Source organism: Paracoccus salsus (assembly GCF_021556615.1).
GTDB classification, from domain to species: domain Bacteria; phylum Pseudomonadota; class Alphaproteobacteria; order Rhodobacterales; family Rhodobacteraceae; genus Paracoccus; species Paracoccus salsus.
Genome location: NZ_JAKGGD010000005.1, coordinates 47,971 through 63,931, shown reverse-complemented (window position 1 = coordinate 63,931; position 15,961 = coordinate 47,971). Strand labels below are relative to the sequence as shown.

Sequence of the window (15,961 nt, the reverse complement as noted above, 5' to 3'; positions counted from 1 at the left end):
GGGATCAGAGATGAACATGTCGCACGGAGTCGGGGGACGGCCGAGATGATCTGGGACACGCTGGCCAATATCCCGGCCGCTCAACTGATGGCCTTTGTCCTCGGCGGGCTGGTGCTGAACTTCGCGCCCGGCCAGGACGTGTTCTTCGCAAGCGCCTGCGGCATCCAGGGCGGGCCGCGAGCGGGCGTGCTGGCCGGGATCGGCGTGGGGCTTGGGGTGCTGATGCATCTGGCGATGGCCACCGTGGGACTGGGAGCGGTCGTGGCCGCCCATCCCGAGGCGCTGCGGGCGATCAAATACGCCGGCGCGGCCTATCTTCTGTGGCTTGCATGGAAAAGCTGGATGGCAGGGCCGGTCGATCCCTCGGCGCGTGGCAGCGTGCGGCCGTGGAACATCATCCGGCGCGGTTTCATGTCGAACGCGCTGAACCCCAAACCGGTGCTGTTCCTGCTGGCTTTCCTGCCGCAGTTCACCAGCCCGGCCTGGGGACCGATCTGGCAGCAGATCCTGGGGCTGGGCCTGATCTTCGCGTTCACGGGCACATTGGTCACGGTCGGCTACGGTGTGGTCGGGGGGCTGGCGGGGCATGTGATCGGCCGCAATCTGGGCATCGTCAACAAGATCGCCGCGCTGATGTTCGCCGGCCTTGCCATCCGCCTTGTCATGAAATGAGCTTCGTCTACGCCCCGCCGCCGGATGCGCCACGGATCATCCATGCCGACCACGAAATCCTTGTGGTCGACAAGCCCTCGGGGCTGTTGTCGGTGCCGGGACGCGGTCCCGACAAGGCCGACTGCCTGATCGGAAGGCTGCGGGGCGCGTTTCCGACCGTGCTGCTGGTCCACCGGCTGGATCTGGATACCTCGGGCGTGATGATCTTTGCCCTGACGCCGCACGCGCAGCGCCATCTGTCGCGGCAGTTCGAGGAACGGCGGACCAAGAAGGCCTATGTCGCCCGCGTTGCCGGACGGCTGCAGCCGAAGACCGGCCGCGTCGATCTGCCGCTGATCGTGGACTGGCCGAACCGCCCGCGCCAGAAGGTCGATCACGATCAGGGCCGGCCCGCCCGGACCGACTGGCGAGTGATGCGCGCCGGGGATGACGAAACCCGCGTCAGGCTTTTTCCGATGACCGGCCGCAGCCACCAGTTGCGCGTCCACATGGCGCAGATCGGACATCCGATCCTTGGAGATCCGCTTTATGCGACCGGCTGGGCCGCAGACCACCCGCGCCTGATGCTGCACGCCGAAAGCCTGCGCGTGAAGCACCCCGAAAGCGGGGTGCAACTTGGCTACAACGCACCCGTGCCCTTCTAGGCCGCGTCGTCGGGATACCAGTCGGCGATCACCACCTCGGCGCCAGATCCGCCATCAAGCACCAGCTGCGCGAATTCCTGGATGTCGCTTCCGCGGTGGTGATAGGGGAACACCACGGCGGGCGCAAAGGCCGCGACGGCCTCGGCCGCCTGCTGGACGGTCATCGTGTAGGGCAGGTTCATCGGCAGGAAGGCGACGTCGATATCGGTCAGCGCCCGCATTTCCGGCGTCGGCTCGGTATCGCCGGCGATGTAGAAGCGCTTGCCTCCGACATTCAGGACATAGCCGTTGTCGCGTCCGACCGGGTGGTACTGCATCCGGTCCTCGGTCGTGTTATGGGCCGGAATCGCCTCGATCTGGATGCCGATCGCCTCGGAGATGTCACCATTCGCCATCGCGCTGGCGCGCTCTTTCATCGCGGCGGGCAGCTTGTCATGAACCGCCGGATTGGTGATCAGCCGGACAGAGGGCAACGCCTCGAGGGTGGGCAGATCGAAATGATCGCCATGCTCGTGGGTGATCAGGATCAGCGCCGGCTCCGGAAGGTTGGCATAGGCTTTTGCCCCGCCCACCGGATCGACATAGATCACTCCGCCCGGGGTCTCGATGACCATCGAGGCGTGATCGACCGGATGGAACACGACGTCACCGTCCTCGACCGGGTAGCGGAAGCCTTGTCCAACGTCCTGGGCCGCGACAAGGCGCGGCAGGGCGGCGATACCGAAAGCGGCGGCGGCGAGGGACAGTCCGGCACGGCGGGTGATCTGCATGGGAAATCCTTCTGCTTGCATCTGTGCTTGCGGGCATAACACGCGACCGGGTCGTTGGTTCCCCTCAGGTTGCCGCCGTGGCGCTGCTGGCCTAGAACATGGCGGTCGGGGCAGCGGAGGTGCGGATGACACATCTGTGGGTGCGGGCAGAAAGCCGCGCGAACGAGGATCGGGTGGGCATCACCCCGGACGGCGTGGCCGCGCTGGTCGGCGACGGCATGACCGTCACGGTCGAGGACAGCCCGCGCCGGGTGATCGCGACCGACGCCTATGCCGCCGCCGGCGCCAGGATCGCGCCAGCGGGCGGCTGGCCCGACGCGCCCGACGACGCGATCATCTTCGGCCTCAAGGAACTGCCCGATGATGGCAGCGCCCTGAACCACCGCCACATCATGTTCGGCCATGCCTTCAAGGGCCAGCCCGCGGGGCAGGTATTGCTGCAGCGGTTCAAGGCGGGCGGTGGCATGTTGTATGATCTGGAATATCTGGTGGACGATGATGGCCGCCGGCTGGCGGCCTTTGGCTATTGGGCGGGGTATGCGGGGGCGGCGGTAGCTTTGCGATGCTGGGTCGCGCAACAGCATGGCGCGATCTGCGGTCCGGTCCATGCGTATGCGGACAAGGATCTGCTGACCGACGATCTGCGCGCCCGGATGGACGCGACCAACCGGGCCAGGCCCCGTGCCATCGTGATCGGCGCCAGGGGCCGGGTCGGCACCGGCGCCGTCGATCTGCTGACCGAGATGGGCGTCCCGGTGACCGGCTGGGATATCGAGGAAACCGCCCGTGGCGCGCCCTTCCCCGAGGTGCTTGCCCATGAAATATTCGTCAACGCGATCCTCGCGCAGCCCGGTGTTCCGGTCTTCGTTCCTGCCGAGGCGGTCGGTCCCGGCCGCTCGCTGACCGTGATCGGCGATATAGCCTGCGATCCGACCAGCGATTTTTCCCCGGTCAGGGTCTATGACCGCACGACAGGCTGGGATGAACCGGCGCTGCGCGTGGCCGAGGATCCGCCGCTGGACGTGATGGCCATCGACAACCTGCCGTCGATGCTGCCCCATGAATCGTCGCATGACTTCGCCGCGCAGCTCTTGCCGGTCCTGCGCCGGCTTGAACATATCGACGAAGGTCCGTGGCAGCGCGCCGCAGCGGTGTTCCGCAAGACTATGAACGAGGTCTGAGATGACAATTCACTGGATAGGAACCGGCCTCAGCGCCATTCCGGGTCTGCGCCGCCTGCTGCAGTCTGATGCGAAGGTCACCGTCTGGAACCGCACCGAGGCCAAGGCCCGTGCCGAGCTGGGCGATCTGAGCAACGATATCCGCGCCTACAGCTTCGATGCGCTGGAGAAGGCGGTCGGACCGGGCGACATCATCGTCTCGATGCTGCCCGCCGACCAGCATGTGGCGCTGGCCCGGCTGGCAATCGCGGCCGGTGCGCATTTCATCAGCTCCAGCTATATCGCCCCCGAGATGGCGGCGCTGGATGATGCGGCGAGGGACGCCGGTGTGGTGCTGATGAACGAGGTCGGCCTGGACCCCGGCATCGATCATCTGATGGCCCATGATCTGGTCGCCGACTACAAGCACGAGGCGGCGCGCCCCGGGGACGTGATCCGGTTCGGCTCGTATTGCGGTGGCGTGCCGAAACATCCCAACCCGTTCCGCTACAAGTTCAGCTGGTCCCCCCTTGGTGTGCTGCGGGCGCTGCGCTCGCCCTCGAAGTCGCTGCGTGGCGGCGAGGTTCGCGATGTAGCCCGACCCTGGGACGCGATCGAGCCTTATGACGCGCCGCTGCCTGTGCCGGAACGGTTCGAGGTCTATCCCAACCGCGATTCGCTGCCGTTCATGACACAATACGGGTTCGATCCCGACTGGGATGTGCAGGATTTCGTGCGCGGCACCCTGCGCCTGAAAGGCTGGAAAGATGCCTGGGCGCCGGTTTTCGCCGAGGTCGAGACGCTGTCCGGCCCCGTTGGCGAAGAGCGGCTGCGCGAGATGGCCGATCAGTTCTGGCGCGACAACGCCTACGCCACGAACGAGCCTGACCGGGTGGTGCTTTTCGTCGCGCTGCAAGCCGAGCGTGACGGCGAAACCGTGTGGCACAAGGAATGGGTACTCGACGCTCAGGGCAATGAAAAGGGCAGTGCCATGGCGCAGCTGGTGTCCGTTCCGGTGTCGCTGGCTGTGCAGGCGGTGGCCGAAGGGCGGATCGCGCCCGGTGTCCATGCCGCACCCGACGACCCGCAACTGGTGGCGGATTGGCTGGTTGAAATCGGCCAGATCGCGCAGCATCTGGCCAAGGTCGATCACCTGCGCTGAACGCGGCCTGACACGGACGTGAACGCCAGCGCATCCCGGGTCGGGAAAGCGCGTGCTAGGCTTGGACCGATCAGCGAGTATCCCGATGAGGAGCCCTTTCATGCGTTATCTGACGGCCTTTGCCGCGACAATTCTGTTTGCGGGCTGTGCGCTTGCCCAGAACTTCAACGACCGGCCGCCCAACGCGCCGAACCAGACCCCGGCCTTCGAGAACCAGACCCGCGCCCCTGCGCTGCGCGCCTTGCGCCTGCGTCGCGAGGCGGTGGTCGAGGGGCTGGAACATCCCTGGGGCATGGCGCAACTGCCCGATGGCAGCTGGCTTGTCACCGAACGGCCGGGGCGGCTGCGGATGGTGTCGCCAGATGGGACTCTGTCCGATCCGATCCCGGGCCTGCCCGAGGTGGACACGGAGTCCCAGGGCGGATTGCTGGATGTGGCTGTGGCCGACGATTTCGCGCAGACAAGGCGCGTCTGGGTAACCTATGCCGAGCGAACTCCCGAGAATTTCACCTCGACGTCGGTCGCCAGCGGCATCCTGTCCAGGGACGGAGCGCGGATTGAGGATGCACGCCGGATCTGGCAGCAAACGCCCTGGCCTGCCGCCGCGCATTACGGCTCGCGGCTGGTTTTCGATAACGACGGCGGCCTGTTCGTGACGACCGGCGATCGAGGCGGCCTGGATTCCCGCCACGAGGCGCAAAAGCTGAACACCACGGTCGGCAAGGTGGTTCGGATCGATCCGATGACGGGCGAGCCGATGGGCGCCGGCATAGAGGGTGCCATGCCCGAGATCTGGTCATGGGGCCATCGCAACATGCAGGGCGCCGCGCTGTCGCCCGATGGTCATCTGTGGACGATCGAGCATGGCCCCGCCGGAGGGGATGAGTTGAACCGCCCCGAACCCGGCAAGAACTACGGCTGGCCCGACGTGACCTATGGCGAGGAATATGACGGCAACCCGATCCTGGAAGGGCTCACGCAGAAAGAGGGCACCGAACAGCCGGTCTATTACTGGGATCCGGTGATCGCGCCGGGCGGCATGGTCTTCTATGACGGCGCGATGTTCCCGGACTGGCAGGGCGACCTGCTGATCGGCGGGCTGCAATCCAGCTCGCTCGTGCGGCTGGAGCTGGAGGAGAACCGGGTGACCGGCGAGGCACGGCACCTGCAGAATATCGGGCGGGTGCGTGATGTCGACGTGGCGCAGGACGGCGCGATCATGCTGCTGACAGACGAGCAGAACGGCACGCTGTTCCGGGTCACGGGGCGCTAGCCGGCGTCAAGCGTTCCACGGTGCGGGAAAAGGGTGCGGAACGGGCAGGGCCCGTTCCGGTCGCTGCCGCTGGGCCGCGCGCGCCTGCGGCGCGTCAGACCGGACGCTGCAGGTTGTCCTCGGCATCCTCGGGCGAGATCCCCAGCGCATCCATGCCAGCCTCGAGCAGGTCGGCCAGGCGCGGTTCGCCCATCAGGTAATCCTCGGTCGGTGTGGTCTGTTCGGCCCTGGCGGTGGCAATTGCCTCGGCCAGTTCGTCCGGGTCGAAGCTTTCGCGGCCGATCCACATCACCGCGACGAGGCAGGCCTGTTCGTCCTCGTTCAGGCCTTCGATGAAATCATGCAGCTCGGTGCGGGTTCCATATTGGCGGCTTTCGCCCTGATGGGCCCACGCGTTGACGCCGCTGTCGTATTCGCGCGCGCGGATGATGATATGGGCGATCTTGTCGGGGCTGATCTGCAGCATGGCGGTCTCCGAAGGTTTTCCCGTTGTCGCGCCCTGCGCCCGCCGGGTCAATCCTTGCGTCCGAAAAGCCGTTCGATATCGGCGAGGCGCAGCTTGACCCAGGTCGGCCGGCCGTGATTGCACTGACCGGATTTCGGGGTCTGTTCCATCTGGCGCAAGAGGGCGTTCATCTCGTCGGCGGCCATTCGGCGCCCGGATCGGACCGATCCGTGACAGGCCATCGAAGACAGCACTGCGTCGATCCGCGCCTTCAGCCGGTCCGAGGCACCCTGATCCGCGAGATCATCCAGAATGTCGCGAAGAAGTGCCCGGGCGTCCAGGCGCGCCAGCATTGCAGGCACTTCGCGCACGATGACGGCGCCACCGCCAAACGGCTCGATCACCAGCCCAAGCTGGGCAAGCTGGTCGGTGATCGACAGCAGGCGCGCGGCATCCGACGGACACAGCTCGACGATCTCGGGGATGAGCAGCGCCTGTGAGGGGATGCCGGTTTCCGTGGCCTGGGACTTGAGCCGTTCATAGACCAGTCGTTCGTGCGCGGCGTGCTGGTCTACGATCACCAGCCCGTCCGCGGTTTGGGCAATGATGTAATTCTCGTGAATCTGCGCGCGCGCCGCCCCCAGCGGCGCGTCCGTGTGAATGTCGTCCCCGCCCTGTTCGAAGCGCGCGGACGGAGTCTCGGCGAAGCCCGGCTGCGGCGCGGGGCCCTGAAGGTCGAAGCCGGCGCGAAGCGCGGAACCCGAAGGCCGGTCGTCCATCTGGTAGCGGCGCGGCCCGACTTCCGGTTCGGTTGGCGCGTGCCGGAAGGCGGCAAGCGTCGCGTCGCCCACGGTCGAGGACGCCCGATGCCCCGCCCCAGACAGCGCGCGTCGCAATGTGCCGACGATCAGGCCGCGTGCCGCCTGCGGGTCGCGGAACCGGACTTCGGCCTTGGCGGGGTGGACATTCACATCGACCTGCTGCGGATCGCAGTCCAGATACAACACGGCGGCGGGATGGCGGCCCGGCGCCAGCACGTCCATGTAACCCGCCCTGAGCGCGCCGGTGAGCAGCTTGTCCCGCACCGGGCGACCATTCACGTAAAGATGCTGCGCCACCGCCGCGCCGCGCGAATAGGTGGGCAGGGCGGCAAAGCCCGCCAGGGTTACGCCGTCACGCTCGGCATCCAGCGGGATGGCATTGTCGATGAAGTCGCGGCCCATGACGCGGGCGAGGCGGGCCTGCAGCGCCTCGATCAGCCTGCCTTGCTCGGCGTCGGCCCGGAAGATCTCGCGGCCGTCTGCGGTCAGGCAGAAACCGACATGAGGCTGAGCCATCGCCAGCCGTCTGACGGTATCGGCGACGGCCTGGGTCTCTGCGCGTTCGCTGCGCATGAATTTCAGCCGCGCGGGAGTGGCGAAGAACAGATCGCGCAGTTCGACCACGGTGCCTTGATTGGCTGCCGCGGGCCGCGTATCGACAGGCTTTCCGGCAATGACGCCGATCGCCGCGCCGTCTCCACCCGCCACGCGCGAGGTGATGGTCAGCCGACCCACGGCCCCCAGCGACGGCAGCGCCTCGCCACGGAAGCCAAAGCTGGTGATGGCCAGCAGATCGCTGCCGTCGATCTTGCTGGTGGCGTGGCGGCACAGCGCCAGTGGCAGGTCGTCGGGGGTCATGCCGCAGCCGTCGTCGGTCACGCGAATCAGGCGCTTGCCACCCTCTTCGATCGCGATGTCGATGCGCATGGCGCCCGCGTCCAGCGCGTTCTCGACCAGTTCCTTCACGGCCGAGGCCGGACGTTCGACAACTTCGCCCGCCGCGATCCGATTTGCGGTCGATTCGTCCAGCTGTCGTATGATGGGGCGCATGTTGCGTGCCTGAGTATTCATCTTACAAGATATAGCATCCGACGCTGGCGGCGGAAAGAAATCATTGCGCCAGAGATTCAGGCGCGAAACCACTTGCCACGCTTGCGGTTTGACGGGCACATGAAACAATCAAGACGAAGGAACGTGACGATGAGGAAGGTGAGCATGATCTTGCTGTGGGGCGCGGCGCTGACCGTGGCCGCCTGTGGCCCGGACACCGCCACCCGCGCGACCACGGGGGCCGCGGCCGGGGCGCTTGCAGCCGGCCCGATCGGCGCGGTCGCCGGCGCGGCGCTGGGGGGCAGCGGGGCAGTCCGGATCGAATGACGCCGCGCTGAAGCCGAAAAACGGCAGAACGCCCGCGGGATGCCTGATCCTGCGAGAGCCTTGCGTCGCGGCACCCGGTCAATCGGACAGGTCGGGCGCCTGGTTTCCCGCGGCGACCGGCACGCCTTCGGGCCGACCGACCAGCACGAAGCGCAGCTGATCCGAGTCCAGCAGCCGCTGTGCGACGCGCCTGACATCCTCGGCCGTCACCGATTCGACCTGCTGGTTGCGCGTGTTCACGTAGTCGATCGGAAATCCCGCCAGCTGCATCGCGGACAGGATCGACGCGATCTTGCCGTTGCCATCGAATCGCAGCGGATATTCGCCCGTCAGGTAGGTCTTGGCATCGTTCAGCTCCTCTTCGCTGACGCCCTCGGATGCCATCCGGTCCCATTCCTGCCTGATCAGATCAAGCGACTGGGCGATATTCTGGTTCGATGCGGCCATGCCGCCCCGCCAGGTCTGGCCGAAAAGCCCGGTCGCCAGTCCTGTGCCGATGCCGTAGGTCAGGCCGCGCTTCTCGCGCAGCTCCTCCATCAGCCGCGAACTGAATCCGCCGCCGCCCAGGATGTGATTGGCGACGAAGGCGGCGAAGTACTGGGGGTCGTCCAGTGGCAGGCCCGGTCCGGCAAAGCTGACGATGGTCTGCGGGCTGTCCCAGTCGATGACGGTCACGCCGCCGGTCAGCTCGAGAGTGGCCGGGTCGGGCATCGGCGCGGTGCCCTTTTCCGGCAGCCCCCCCAGCAGCGTGTCCAGCAACGGCCCCAGTTCGGCGGCGGTGATGTCGCCAGCCGCGCCGATCAGCACGCGGTCGCGCGCCAGCACGCGGTTCTTGGCGGCGATCAGATCGTCGCGGCCAAGCGCCGCGACCGATTTGGCGGTGCCGTTCACCGAGGTTGCGTAGGGATGGTCGCCCCAAGCCTGGCTGGCCATCTCCTTGGCGGCGATGGCTTGCGGGTCGTTGGCCTCGGACCGGATGATGGCCTGAACCTGTGCGCGCACCCGCTCGATGGCGGAATCGTCGAAGCGGGGCTGCGTCAGCGCCAGTGCCAGCAAGCCGGTGGCCTGATCGCGGTTCTCGGTCAGGGCGCGCATCCTCACCGACAGAGAATCGTCGCCGATGTCGAAACTGATGTTGGCGCCCAGATCCTCGACGGCCTGAGCGAAGGCCGTGGCATCCAGCTTGCCCGCCCCTTCTTCCAGCGTGCCGGCCATCAGGTTGATGGCGCCGCGCTTGCCCGGCGCCTCAAGGCTGGCACCGCCCTTGAAGTCCAGGCTGAGCGCCGTGAACGGGATCGAATGATCCTCGACCAGCCACGCCTCGATGCCGCCCGGCGAGACGACCTGCTGGATCTGGATCGCCTGCGCCGGAACCGCGATGACTGTCAGGCAAAAGGCGATGACGGCACGGATCATCCTTGCACCTCCTCGGCCGGAATGTCCCTGGGCGTGGGGCGCAACGGCGGGCGGCCCTGCGCCGCGGCGCCGCCCGAGCTGGCCGGAGTCTCGGCCTCGGCCTGCTGTTCGGGTTCGGCGGGCAGCAGCCAGCCGGTCACGGTCGCCTTGCTGGACAGCAGCGTGCGGGCGGCATCAGTGACCTCTTCGGCCGTCACCTGGGCCAGAATGTCTGGCCAGTCATTCACATCCTCGATCAACAACCCGGTCGCCAGTCCCTGCCCGTAATCATAGGCGCGGCCATGTGCCGAGTCGCGCGCATAGATCCGGGCGGCGCGGATGCGTGTCTTGACCCGCTCCAGATCGGCCTCGTCGGGGCCGGTTTCGACGAAACTGGCCAGTGCCTTGTCCAGCAGCGCCTCGGCGTCTTGTGGGGCAAGGTTCTGCGCCGGCACCATCGACACCGAGAACGTCGTGGGATCGACCGACAGCCCGTCATAGCCGGCGTTGACCCAGATTGCCTTGCCGGTCAGCGCCAGTTCGCGACCCAGAACAGAAGTCTGCATCGAGCCGCCCAGCAATTCAGCCAGAACCGTCAGCGCGGCCGCGGGCTTCTGATCGCCGGCATTGCGTTCCGTTGCCAGCATGCTGCGGATCAGCATGGGCTGGGCGACACGCGGATCGCGCATCTCCATCCGGCGGGGCGAGCGCTGGGTCGGCTCTTGTGGGCGGATGCGGGGTTCGGCCTCGCCCTTCGCCGCGACCGGACCGTAATACTGCTCGGCCAGTTCGCGCGCCTTTTCGGGCGTCACGTCGCCGGCCAGGATCAGCACTGCCTCGTTCGGGGAATAATGGTCGTCATACCATTCGATCGCGTCCGCGCGGGTCAGCCCCTCCATCTCCTGTCGCCAGCCTATGACCGGGCGGCCGTAGGGATGGTTGTAGAACTGGACCGCGCCGCGCTCTTCGGCGAAAAGCGCGCGCGGTTCGCTGTCGACGCGTTGCGCGCGCTCTTCAAGCACGACCTGCCGCTCGGCCTGCCAGTCATCCTCGCCGATCTTGAGATTGGCCATCCGATCGGCTTCCATTTCCATGATCAGCGGCAGCCGGTCCGAGGCGATGCGCTGGAAATAGGCCGTGTAATCGTAAGACGTGAAGGCGTTGTCCATTCCGCCATTGGCCGTGACGGTCTTGGAAAGCTCGCCCGGTTCCAGCTTGTCGGTGCCCTTGAACATCAGATGCTCAAGATAATGGGCGATTCCGGATTTTCCCGGTCGCTCATCCGCGGCACCGATCTTGTACCACACCATCTGCACGATGACCGGTGCGCGGTGATCCTGGATCACCACGGTTTCCAGACCGTTGGGCAGGGTGAAATGGCTGATGCCCTCGGGCATCTCGGCCAGCGCCGGCAGGCCGGAAAGGCACAGCGCCAGCGCTGCTGGCAGGACGGCGGGCAGGACGGCGGATCGGGTGGGGCGATGCATGCGGGCTCAACCTCGTCTTTCTCGGGCTGAAATCTGGCCTGCCGGGGCGGCGGGCGCAAGCCTGACTCGCGGCATTGTGTGAGCCCGCAGGACCGGCAAGGCGGGCGTTCGGCCCGCCAGCGGCATGTCGGGGGGCCGAACGGGCGCGCGATGCCGGCGGACAAGCCCATGAAACCGGCTTTCCGTGCGGCGTCACCGTGGCGGTGCCAAGGCCCGCGGATCCGCGATCACTCGGCCGTGGACACCGGCGAGGTCGATGTGCGGGCGCCGGCACGCTGCCAGCGCAGTTGCTCGGCGGCGGGGTCCAGCGTCATCTGCCGGTAGGCGCGCAGATAGACCGAGGTGCCGAACAGCGCCTCAAGCGGGCGTCGCGCATTGCGCGAACGCCAGCGCAGATCGGCGGCGGCCAGCGTGGCGCGAATATCGGGGTCGGCGCCGCGGCGCGAGGCATGGGCGACCAGCGCCTGATCCGACGCCGCGATGCCCTGATCCGCCAGCCGGGCCGGATTGCCGCCAAGCGCCGCGACCGCGTCCGCGCGCGGCGTCGGGTCGGTGATGTTCGACCCACCCGGCGTCGGCGTCGGCAGCACCGCCAGGTCGGGCGGCATGGATAGCGGCTTGGTCGGCAGAATCGCGAATTCGTCGGGACTGTTCTGGCCGGATTCGATGTTCATCAGCCGCGGATCGCCACCGCAGGCCGACAGCCCAGCCACAGCGACTCCGATCACCAGCGCAATTGCCCGCATTGCCTGCCCCTTTTTCGTTCGCGCCCGTTCTAGCGTGAATTTTCGGCCCCGTCACGGGGGTTGTCCTTGTCGGGCGCGGCGGACCGCCCGGCGGTCTTGCGCGCCGTGCCCGCCTTCGGCTTGCGCGCGGGACTTGCGGGGCGTGGCTTGCCTTGCGGCATCAGGACAAGTCCGATCGCGCCCGCGAAGATCGCGATGTCGGCGACATTGAAACTGTAGGGATTCTGCCAGCCGGGAAGCGACATGTTCAGGAAATCCGCCACCGCGCCATAGGCCAGGCGGTCGATGACATTCCCGATCGCGCCGCCGATCAGCAATCCGCCGGCGATGCGCGCGATGCGACCCGCGTCGCTGCGCCACATCCAGATCCAGACCCACAGGCAGATCGCCACCGCCACGCAGATCAGGATCCACCGGGTGATGTCCTGGTCCGACGACATCAGCCCGAAATTCACCCCCTGGTTCCAGGCCATACGCAGGTTCAGCCACGGCGGCAGGACGTCGATCTCGCGCAGGCGGTCCAGTCGCATCACATGGACGACCCAGTATTTCAGGGCCTGATCCGCCAGGATGATGGCGGCCGCCACCCAGGCTACCAGCCTCATGTTCGGGCGCTGCGGCGGCCTTGGCTTGCGCGGTGCTCGCAGTCGCTTCGGCTTTTGCGGGGTGTCCGAGGCGCGCTTTGCGGCGTTGAGGTCAAGCTCTTGTTGCATCGTCAGTGCCGGAAGTGCCGCTGCCCGGTAAACACCATGGCCAGACCCAGCCGATCGGCGGCCGCGATCACCTCGTCGTCGCGCATCGAACCGCCCGGCTGGATGACGGCCTTGGCGCCGGCCTCGGCCAGCGCCTCGATGCCGTCGGCGAACGGGAAGAACGCATCCGACGCAACCGCCGCGCCGATCGTCAGCGGCAGAGGCAGATTCAGCGCCTCGGCCATGTCCTCGGACTTGCGCCGCCCGATCCGGGTCGAATCGACACGGCTCATCTGGCCCGCGCCGATCCCGACCGTGGCCAGATCCCTTGCATAGACGATGGCGTTCGACTTGACATGCTTGGCGACGGTCCATGCAAACAGCATGTCGTCCAGTTCGGCCTCGGAGGGGCGACGCCTGGACACCACCTGCAGCGCGTCACGGCCGACATGGCCATTGTCGCGCCCTTGCGCCAGAAAGCCGCCCGCCACCTGCCGGAAGGTCAGGCCCGCCGCCTGCGGATCGGGCAGCCCTTTGGTGGTCAGCAGACGCAGGTTCTTCTTGCCGGCAAAGACGCGCCGGGCGTCCTCGTCGGCGTCCGGGGCGATCACGACCTCGGTGAAGATCTTCACGATCTCTTCGGCGGTCGGGCCGTCCAGCGGGCTGTTCAGGGCCACGATACCCCCGAAAGCCGATGTCCGGTCACAATCATAGGCGCGTCGGTAGGCGTCCATGGCGGTCTTGCCGCGGGCGACGCCGCAGGGATTGGCATGCTTGATGATGGCGCAGGCAGGGCCGTTGGCCGGGTCGAACTCGGCGACCAGTTCGAAGGCCGCGTCGGTGTCGTTGATGTTGTTGTAGGACAGTTCCTTGCCCTGCCACTGGGTCGCGGTCGCCACGCCAGGCCGCCGCTCTCCGGTCACATAGAAGGCAGCCTTCTGATGCGGGTTCTCGCCATATCGCAGGCCCTGCGCCAGCGTGCCGGCAAAGGCGCGGCGTCGCGGCGTGTCCTCTGCGATGGCCTGCGCCATCCAGTTCGACACGGCGGCGTCGTAGGCGGCCGTGCGGGCATAGGCGATCTGCGCCTGACGGCGGCGGAACTCAAGCGTCGTGCGGTCGTCATTGGCGTCCAGCTCGGCCAGCAGGGCGTCATAATCCTGGACGTCCACGATCACCGTGACAAAGCCGTGGTTCTTTGCTGCGGCGCGGATCATGGCCGGTCCGCCGATGTCGATATTCTCGATGCAGTCATCATGAGCCGCGCCCGCCGCCACGGTGTCCTCGAACGGATACAGGTTCACCACCAGAAGGTCGATCGGTTCGATGCCGTGGGCCGTCATCGCGGCCAGGTGTTCCTCGTTATCCCGCAGTGCCAGCAGGCCGCCATGCACGGCCGGATGCAGCGTCTTCACGCGTCCGTCCATCATCTCGGGGAAGCCGGTGACATCGGCGACGTCCACCACCGTCAATCCTGCCTCGCGCATCGCTTTCGCGCTGCCTCCGGTGGACAGCAGCTCGACCCCCCGAGCCGCCAGGTTTCGTGCAAAGTCGATCATTCCGGCCTTGTCGGAAACCGAGATCAGCGCGCGTTTCAGGGCAACGGGATGGGACATGGACGATCCTCGCATCTGGATGTGCGGTCCACCTAAACCCGTGCGGCCTCAAGGTCCAGCGCGGCGCGTACCGAAATTCCGGCGGAAACGCCTCCGCCTCTGCATCGGTCCGGAAATAGCCTCGGGGGGTCCGGGGGGCGGACAGCCCCCGGCCATCGCGGGACGCAAGGGACCCCGGCTTGCCGCGGGCTCGTTCAGGCGGCGGCAAGTCGCAACCGGGCCACGAAGAACCCGTCCATCCCGCCCAGTTCCGGCCAATGGTCGGGGCGCAGCCGCAATCCGCCTTCCGGCGTGATCCAGTCGGGATCGATGCACGGCAGATCCGGCGTCTCGACGGTCAATCCCGGATGGCGGGACAACGCTGCGGCGATCTGGGCCTCGCCCTCGTCGGTCAGAAGCGAGCACACCGCGTAGACCAGCCGCCCACCGGGCCCGATCAGCGACAACGCGTGGTCGATCAGACGCGCCTGAAGGTCGACCAGATCGGGGATTGCTGACCCATCGCGAAGGAACGGCAGCTCCGGATGGCGGCGGATCGTGCCGGTGGCCGAACACGGCGCGTCCAGCAGCACCGCATCCAGCCGAGTGTCCGGTCGCCATTCCAGCGCGTCGGCGGTCACCAAGCCGGCCTCCAGCCCGCAGCGCGCCAGGTTTTCGGCCACGCGCCTCATGCGCCCCGCGCTGATGTCGACGGCGGTCACCCGGGCCCCGGCGGCCGCCAGCTGCAACGTCTTGCCGCCGGGAGCGGCGCAAAGATCTGCGATCCGCTCATCCGGCCGGGGGTCCAGGATCCTAGCGGGCAGGGCCGCGGCGGCGTCCTGCACCCACCATGCGCCGGTCGCAAAGCCCGGCAGGGCTGAAACCTGCACCGGCCCGCGCAGCCTCAACGACCCGGTCGGCAGCATTTCGGCACCCTCGACCGGATTGCCCGCGACCTTCGGCGTCAGGTCAAGGGCCGCGCCCGCCTGATGGGCGCGCTCGATGGCCAGCGCGACCGGCGCGCCCCATGCGGACAGGACGGGCTCGCGCAACCAGTCGGGCATGGCTTGCGGTGGCAGCTTGTCCCAGTTCTCGTGCCGCGCGACCTTGCGCAGCACCGCGTTGACCATGCCCGCCGCCGCCTGTCCGCGCTTGCCCAGCCCGCGCGTCAGCGACACGGCGGCATCGACCACGCCATGCGCCGCGCCGCCCAGTTCCAGCAATTCGACCGTCGCCAGGCGCAGCACATCGGCCACCTGAGGGGAGGGCTTGCGCGCCATGTAGCCGGCCAGGACGGCATCGGCGCGGCCCTGCTGGCGCAGCGTCTCGGCCGCCAGCCGCGCGGCGCGGGCCTGATCGGCGGTTGGCAGCGCCTTCAGCGCAGCGGCCTGATCGGACAGCGAAAGACCCTCGCGCACGCCCTGCAGCAGGCGCAGCGCGCCTTTGCGGGCCTGATCGGCTCCCGGCTTTGCCAAATCGCTTTCCTTCACCTAGATGTTGTTGAAAGACTGACATGAAGACTTACGCCCAATCGAGGGATGTTGCCATGACCGATCGCGCCGACCTGCCCCCCGCCGCCCAACGTGCCCTTGCCGAGGCCGATCAACGCCGAAGGCTTGCCGCAGGCCAGAAACCGATGCCGACCGAATATGGCGGTCGCGACGGCCCCGAACCGGTGCGTTTCGGTGATTATGAAAAGAACGGCATCGCGGTGGATTTTTAAGC

General features: G+C 67.3%; 16 protein-coding genes. 7 read left to right on the top strand and 9 right to left on the bottom strand.

Translation table 11 applies throughout. The features are described 5' to 3' along the window. The first annotated feature begins 45 nt into the window (after positions 1 to 45). On the top strand, positions 46 to 672 hold the full coding sequence (locus tag L1965_RS11070; protein ID WP_235756505.1) for a LysE family translocator: 627 nt from the start codon (positions 46 to 48) through the stop codon (positions 670 to 672). Next, on the top strand, positions 669 to 1,316 hold the full coding sequence (locus L1965_RS11065) for a pseudouridine synthase (RefSeq protein WP_235756504.1): 648 nt from the start codon (positions 669 to 671) through the stop codon (positions 1,314 to 1,316). Before L1965_RS11070 ends, L1965_RS11065 begins: the two co-directional genes overlap by 4 nt. Here the strand turns inward: L1965_RS11065 and L1965_RS11060 are convergent. Further along, entirely contained in the window at positions 1,313 to 2,086 is a 774-nt protein-coding gene (locus L1965_RS11060) for an MBL fold metallo-hydrolase (RefSeq protein ID WP_235756503.1), read from the bottom strand. The genes L1965_RS11065 and L1965_RS11060 overlap by 4 nt on opposite strands. Before the next feature lie 125 nt (positions 2,087 to 2,211). Here L1965_RS11060 and L1965_RS11055 point away from each other — a divergent pair, with 125 nt between their 5' ends. From L1965_RS11055 to L1965_RS11045, 3 genes are all read left to right on the top strand, one after another. After that, positions 2,212 to 3,267: a saccharopine dehydrogenase gene (locus L1965_RS11055; protein ID WP_235756502.1), complete on the top strand. Its 1,056-nt coding sequence runs from the start codon at positions 2,212 to 2,214 to the stop codon at positions 3,265 to 3,267. Between the two features lies 1 nt (position 3,268). Next, positions 3,269 to 4,408, top strand: coding sequence for a saccharopine dehydrogenase family protein (locus L1965_RS11050; RefSeq protein WP_235756501.1), 1,140 nt, complete (start codon positions 3,269 to 3,271; stop codon positions 4,406 to 4,408). Positions 4,409 to 4,508: 100 nt separating this feature from the next. After that, positions 4,509 to 5,681, top strand: a complete 1,173-nt coding sequence (locus L1965_RS11045) for a PQQ-dependent sugar dehydrogenase (protein ID WP_235756500.1) — start codon at positions 4,509 to 4,511, stop codon at positions 5,679 to 5,681. A 94-nt stretch (positions 5,682 to 5,775) separates the two neighbouring features. On the opposite strand, the gene L1965_RS11040 is transcribed toward L1965_RS11045, so the two are convergent. Both L1965_RS11040 and mutL read right to left on the bottom strand, forming a co-directional pair. Beyond that, complete coding sequence (locus tag L1965_RS11040; RefSeq protein ID WP_235756499.1) at positions 5,776 to 6,147, bottom strand: DUF3775 domain-containing protein; 372 nt, start codon at positions 6,145 to 6,147, stop codon at positions 5,776 to 5,778. 47 nt (positions 6,148 to 6,194) lie between these two features. Next, positions 6,195 to 7,997, bottom strand: a complete 1,803-nt coding sequence (mutL, locus tag L1965_RS11035; RefSeq protein WP_235756498.1) for a DNA mismatch repair endonuclease MutL — start codon at positions 7,995 to 7,997, stop codon at positions 6,195 to 6,197. Positions 7,998 to 8,147: 150 nt separating this feature from the next. Here mutL and L1965_RS11030 point away from each other — a divergent pair, with 150 nt between their 5' ends. Next, positions 8,148 to 8,324: a hypothetical protein gene (locus L1965_RS11030; protein WP_235756497.1), complete on the top strand. Its 177-nt coding sequence runs from the start codon at positions 8,148 to 8,150 to the stop codon at positions 8,322 to 8,324. Positions 8,325 to 8,402: 78 nt separating this feature from the next. Here the strand turns inward: L1965_RS11030 and L1965_RS11025 are convergent, their stop codons facing one another. The 6 genes from L1965_RS11025 to L1965_RS11000 form a co-directional block, all read right to left on the bottom strand. Then, complete coding sequence (locus L1965_RS11025; RefSeq protein ID WP_235756496.1) at positions 8,403 to 9,740, bottom strand: M16 family metallopeptidase; 1,338 nt, start codon at positions 9,738 to 9,740, stop codon at positions 8,403 to 8,405. Next, positions 9,737 to 11,206 (bottom strand): M16 family metallopeptidase, encoded by a 1,470-nt coding sequence (locus L1965_RS11020; RefSeq protein WP_235756495.1) that lies wholly within the window; start codon positions 11,204 to 11,206, stop codon positions 9,737 to 9,739. The genes L1965_RS11025 and L1965_RS11020 overlap by 4 nt, the downstream gene beginning before the upstream one ends. A gap of 227 nt (positions 11,207 to 11,433) precedes the next feature. Next, positions 11,434 to 11,952 carry a DUF3035 domain-containing protein gene (locus L1965_RS11015; protein ID WP_235756494.1) on the bottom strand — a complete coding sequence of 173 codons (519 nt, stop codon included), beginning with the start codon at positions 11,950 to 11,952 and terminating at the stop codon, positions 11,434 to 11,436. A 29-nt stretch (positions 11,953 to 11,981) separates the two neighbouring features. Beyond that, the gene (lspA, locus tag L1965_RS11010) at positions 11,982 to 12,557 is read right to left on the bottom strand and encodes a signal peptidase II (RefSeq protein WP_235756493.1); all 576 of its coding nucleotides are present in this window, start codon (positions 12,555 to 12,557) and stop codon (positions 11,982 to 11,984) included. A gap of 110 nt (positions 12,558 to 12,667) precedes the next feature. Then, positions 12,668 to 14,257, bottom strand: coding sequence for a bifunctional phosphoribosylaminoimidazolecarboxamide formyltransferase/IMP cyclohydrolase (purH, locus tag L1965_RS11005; RefSeq protein WP_235756492.1), 1,590 nt, complete (start codon positions 14,255 to 14,257; stop codon positions 12,668 to 12,670). A gap of 194 nt (positions 14,258 to 14,451) precedes the next feature. Continuing rightward, complete coding sequence (locus L1965_RS11000) at positions 14,452 to 15,711, bottom strand: RsmB/NOP family class I SAM-dependent RNA methyltransferase (RefSeq protein WP_235756491.1); 1,260 nt, start codon at positions 15,709 to 15,711, stop codon at positions 14,452 to 14,454. Positions 15,712 to 15,782: 71 nt separating this feature from the next. Here L1965_RS11000 and L1965_RS10995 point away from each other — a divergent pair, with 71 nt between their 5' ends. Then, complete coding sequence (locus L1965_RS10995; protein ID WP_235756490.1) at positions 15,783 to 15,959, top strand: DUF1674 domain-containing protein; 177 nt, start codon at positions 15,783 to 15,785, stop codon at positions 15,957 to 15,959. Positions 15,960 to 15,961 lie beyond the last annotated feature (2 nt).

Bases quoted from the DNA above. Each gene is read 5' to 3' on its own strand.
- L1965_RS11070 (WP_235756505.1), top strand. From the start codon at position 46: ATGATCTGGGACACGCTGGCCAATATCCCGGCCGCTCAACTGATGGCC.
- L1965_RS11065 (WP_235756504.1), top strand. From the start codon at position 669: ATGAGCTTCGTCTACGCCCCGCCGCCGGATGCGCCACGGATCATCCAT.
- L1965_RS11060 (WP_235756503.1), bottom strand. From the start codon at position 2,086: ATGCAGATCACCCGCCGTGCCGGACTGTCCCTCGCCGCCGCCGCTTTC.
- L1965_RS11055 (WP_235756502.1), top strand. From the start codon at position 2,212: ATGACACATCTGTGGGTGCGGGCAGAAAGCCGCGCGAACGAGGATCGG.
- L1965_RS11050 (WP_235756501.1), top strand. From the start codon at position 3,269: ATGACAATTCACTGGATAGGAACCGGCCTCAGCGCCATTCCGGGTCTG.
- L1965_RS11045 (WP_235756500.1), top strand. From the start codon at position 4,509: ATGCGTTATCTGACGGCCTTTGCCGCGACAATTCTGTTTGCGGGCTGT.
- L1965_RS11040 (WP_235756499.1), bottom strand. From the start codon at position 6,147: ATGCTGCAGATCAGCCCCGACAAGATCGCCCATATCATCATCCGCGCG.
- mutL (WP_235756498.1), bottom strand. From the start codon at position 7,997: ATGCGCCCCATCATACGACAGCTGGACGAATCGACCGCAAATCGGATC.
- L1965_RS11030 (WP_235756497.1), top strand. From the start codon at position 8,148: ATGAGGAAGGTGAGCATGATCTTGCTGTGGGGCGCGGCGCTGACCGTG.
- L1965_RS11025 (WP_235756496.1), bottom strand. From the start codon at position 9,740: ATGATCCGTGCCGTCATCGCCTTTTGCCTGACAGTCATCGCGGTTCCG.
- L1965_RS11020 (WP_235756495.1), bottom strand. From the start codon at position 11,206: ATGCATCGCCCCACCCGATCCGCCGTCCTGCCCGCCGTCCTGCCAGCA.
- L1965_RS11015 (WP_235756494.1), bottom strand. From the start codon at position 11,952: ATGCGGGCAATTGCGCTGGTGATCGGAGTCGCTGTGGCTGGGCTGTCG.
- lspA (WP_235756493.1), bottom strand. From the start codon at position 12,557: ATGAGGCTGGTAGCCTGGGTGGCGGCCGCCATCATCCTGGCGGATCAG.
- purH (WP_235756492.1), bottom strand. From the start codon at position 14,257: ATGTCCCATCCCGTTGCCCTGAAACGCGCGCTGATCTCGGTTTCCGAC.
- L1965_RS10995 (WP_235756490.1), top strand. From the start codon at position 15,783: ATGACCGATCGCGCCGACCTGCCCCCCGCCGCCCAACGTGCCCTTGCC.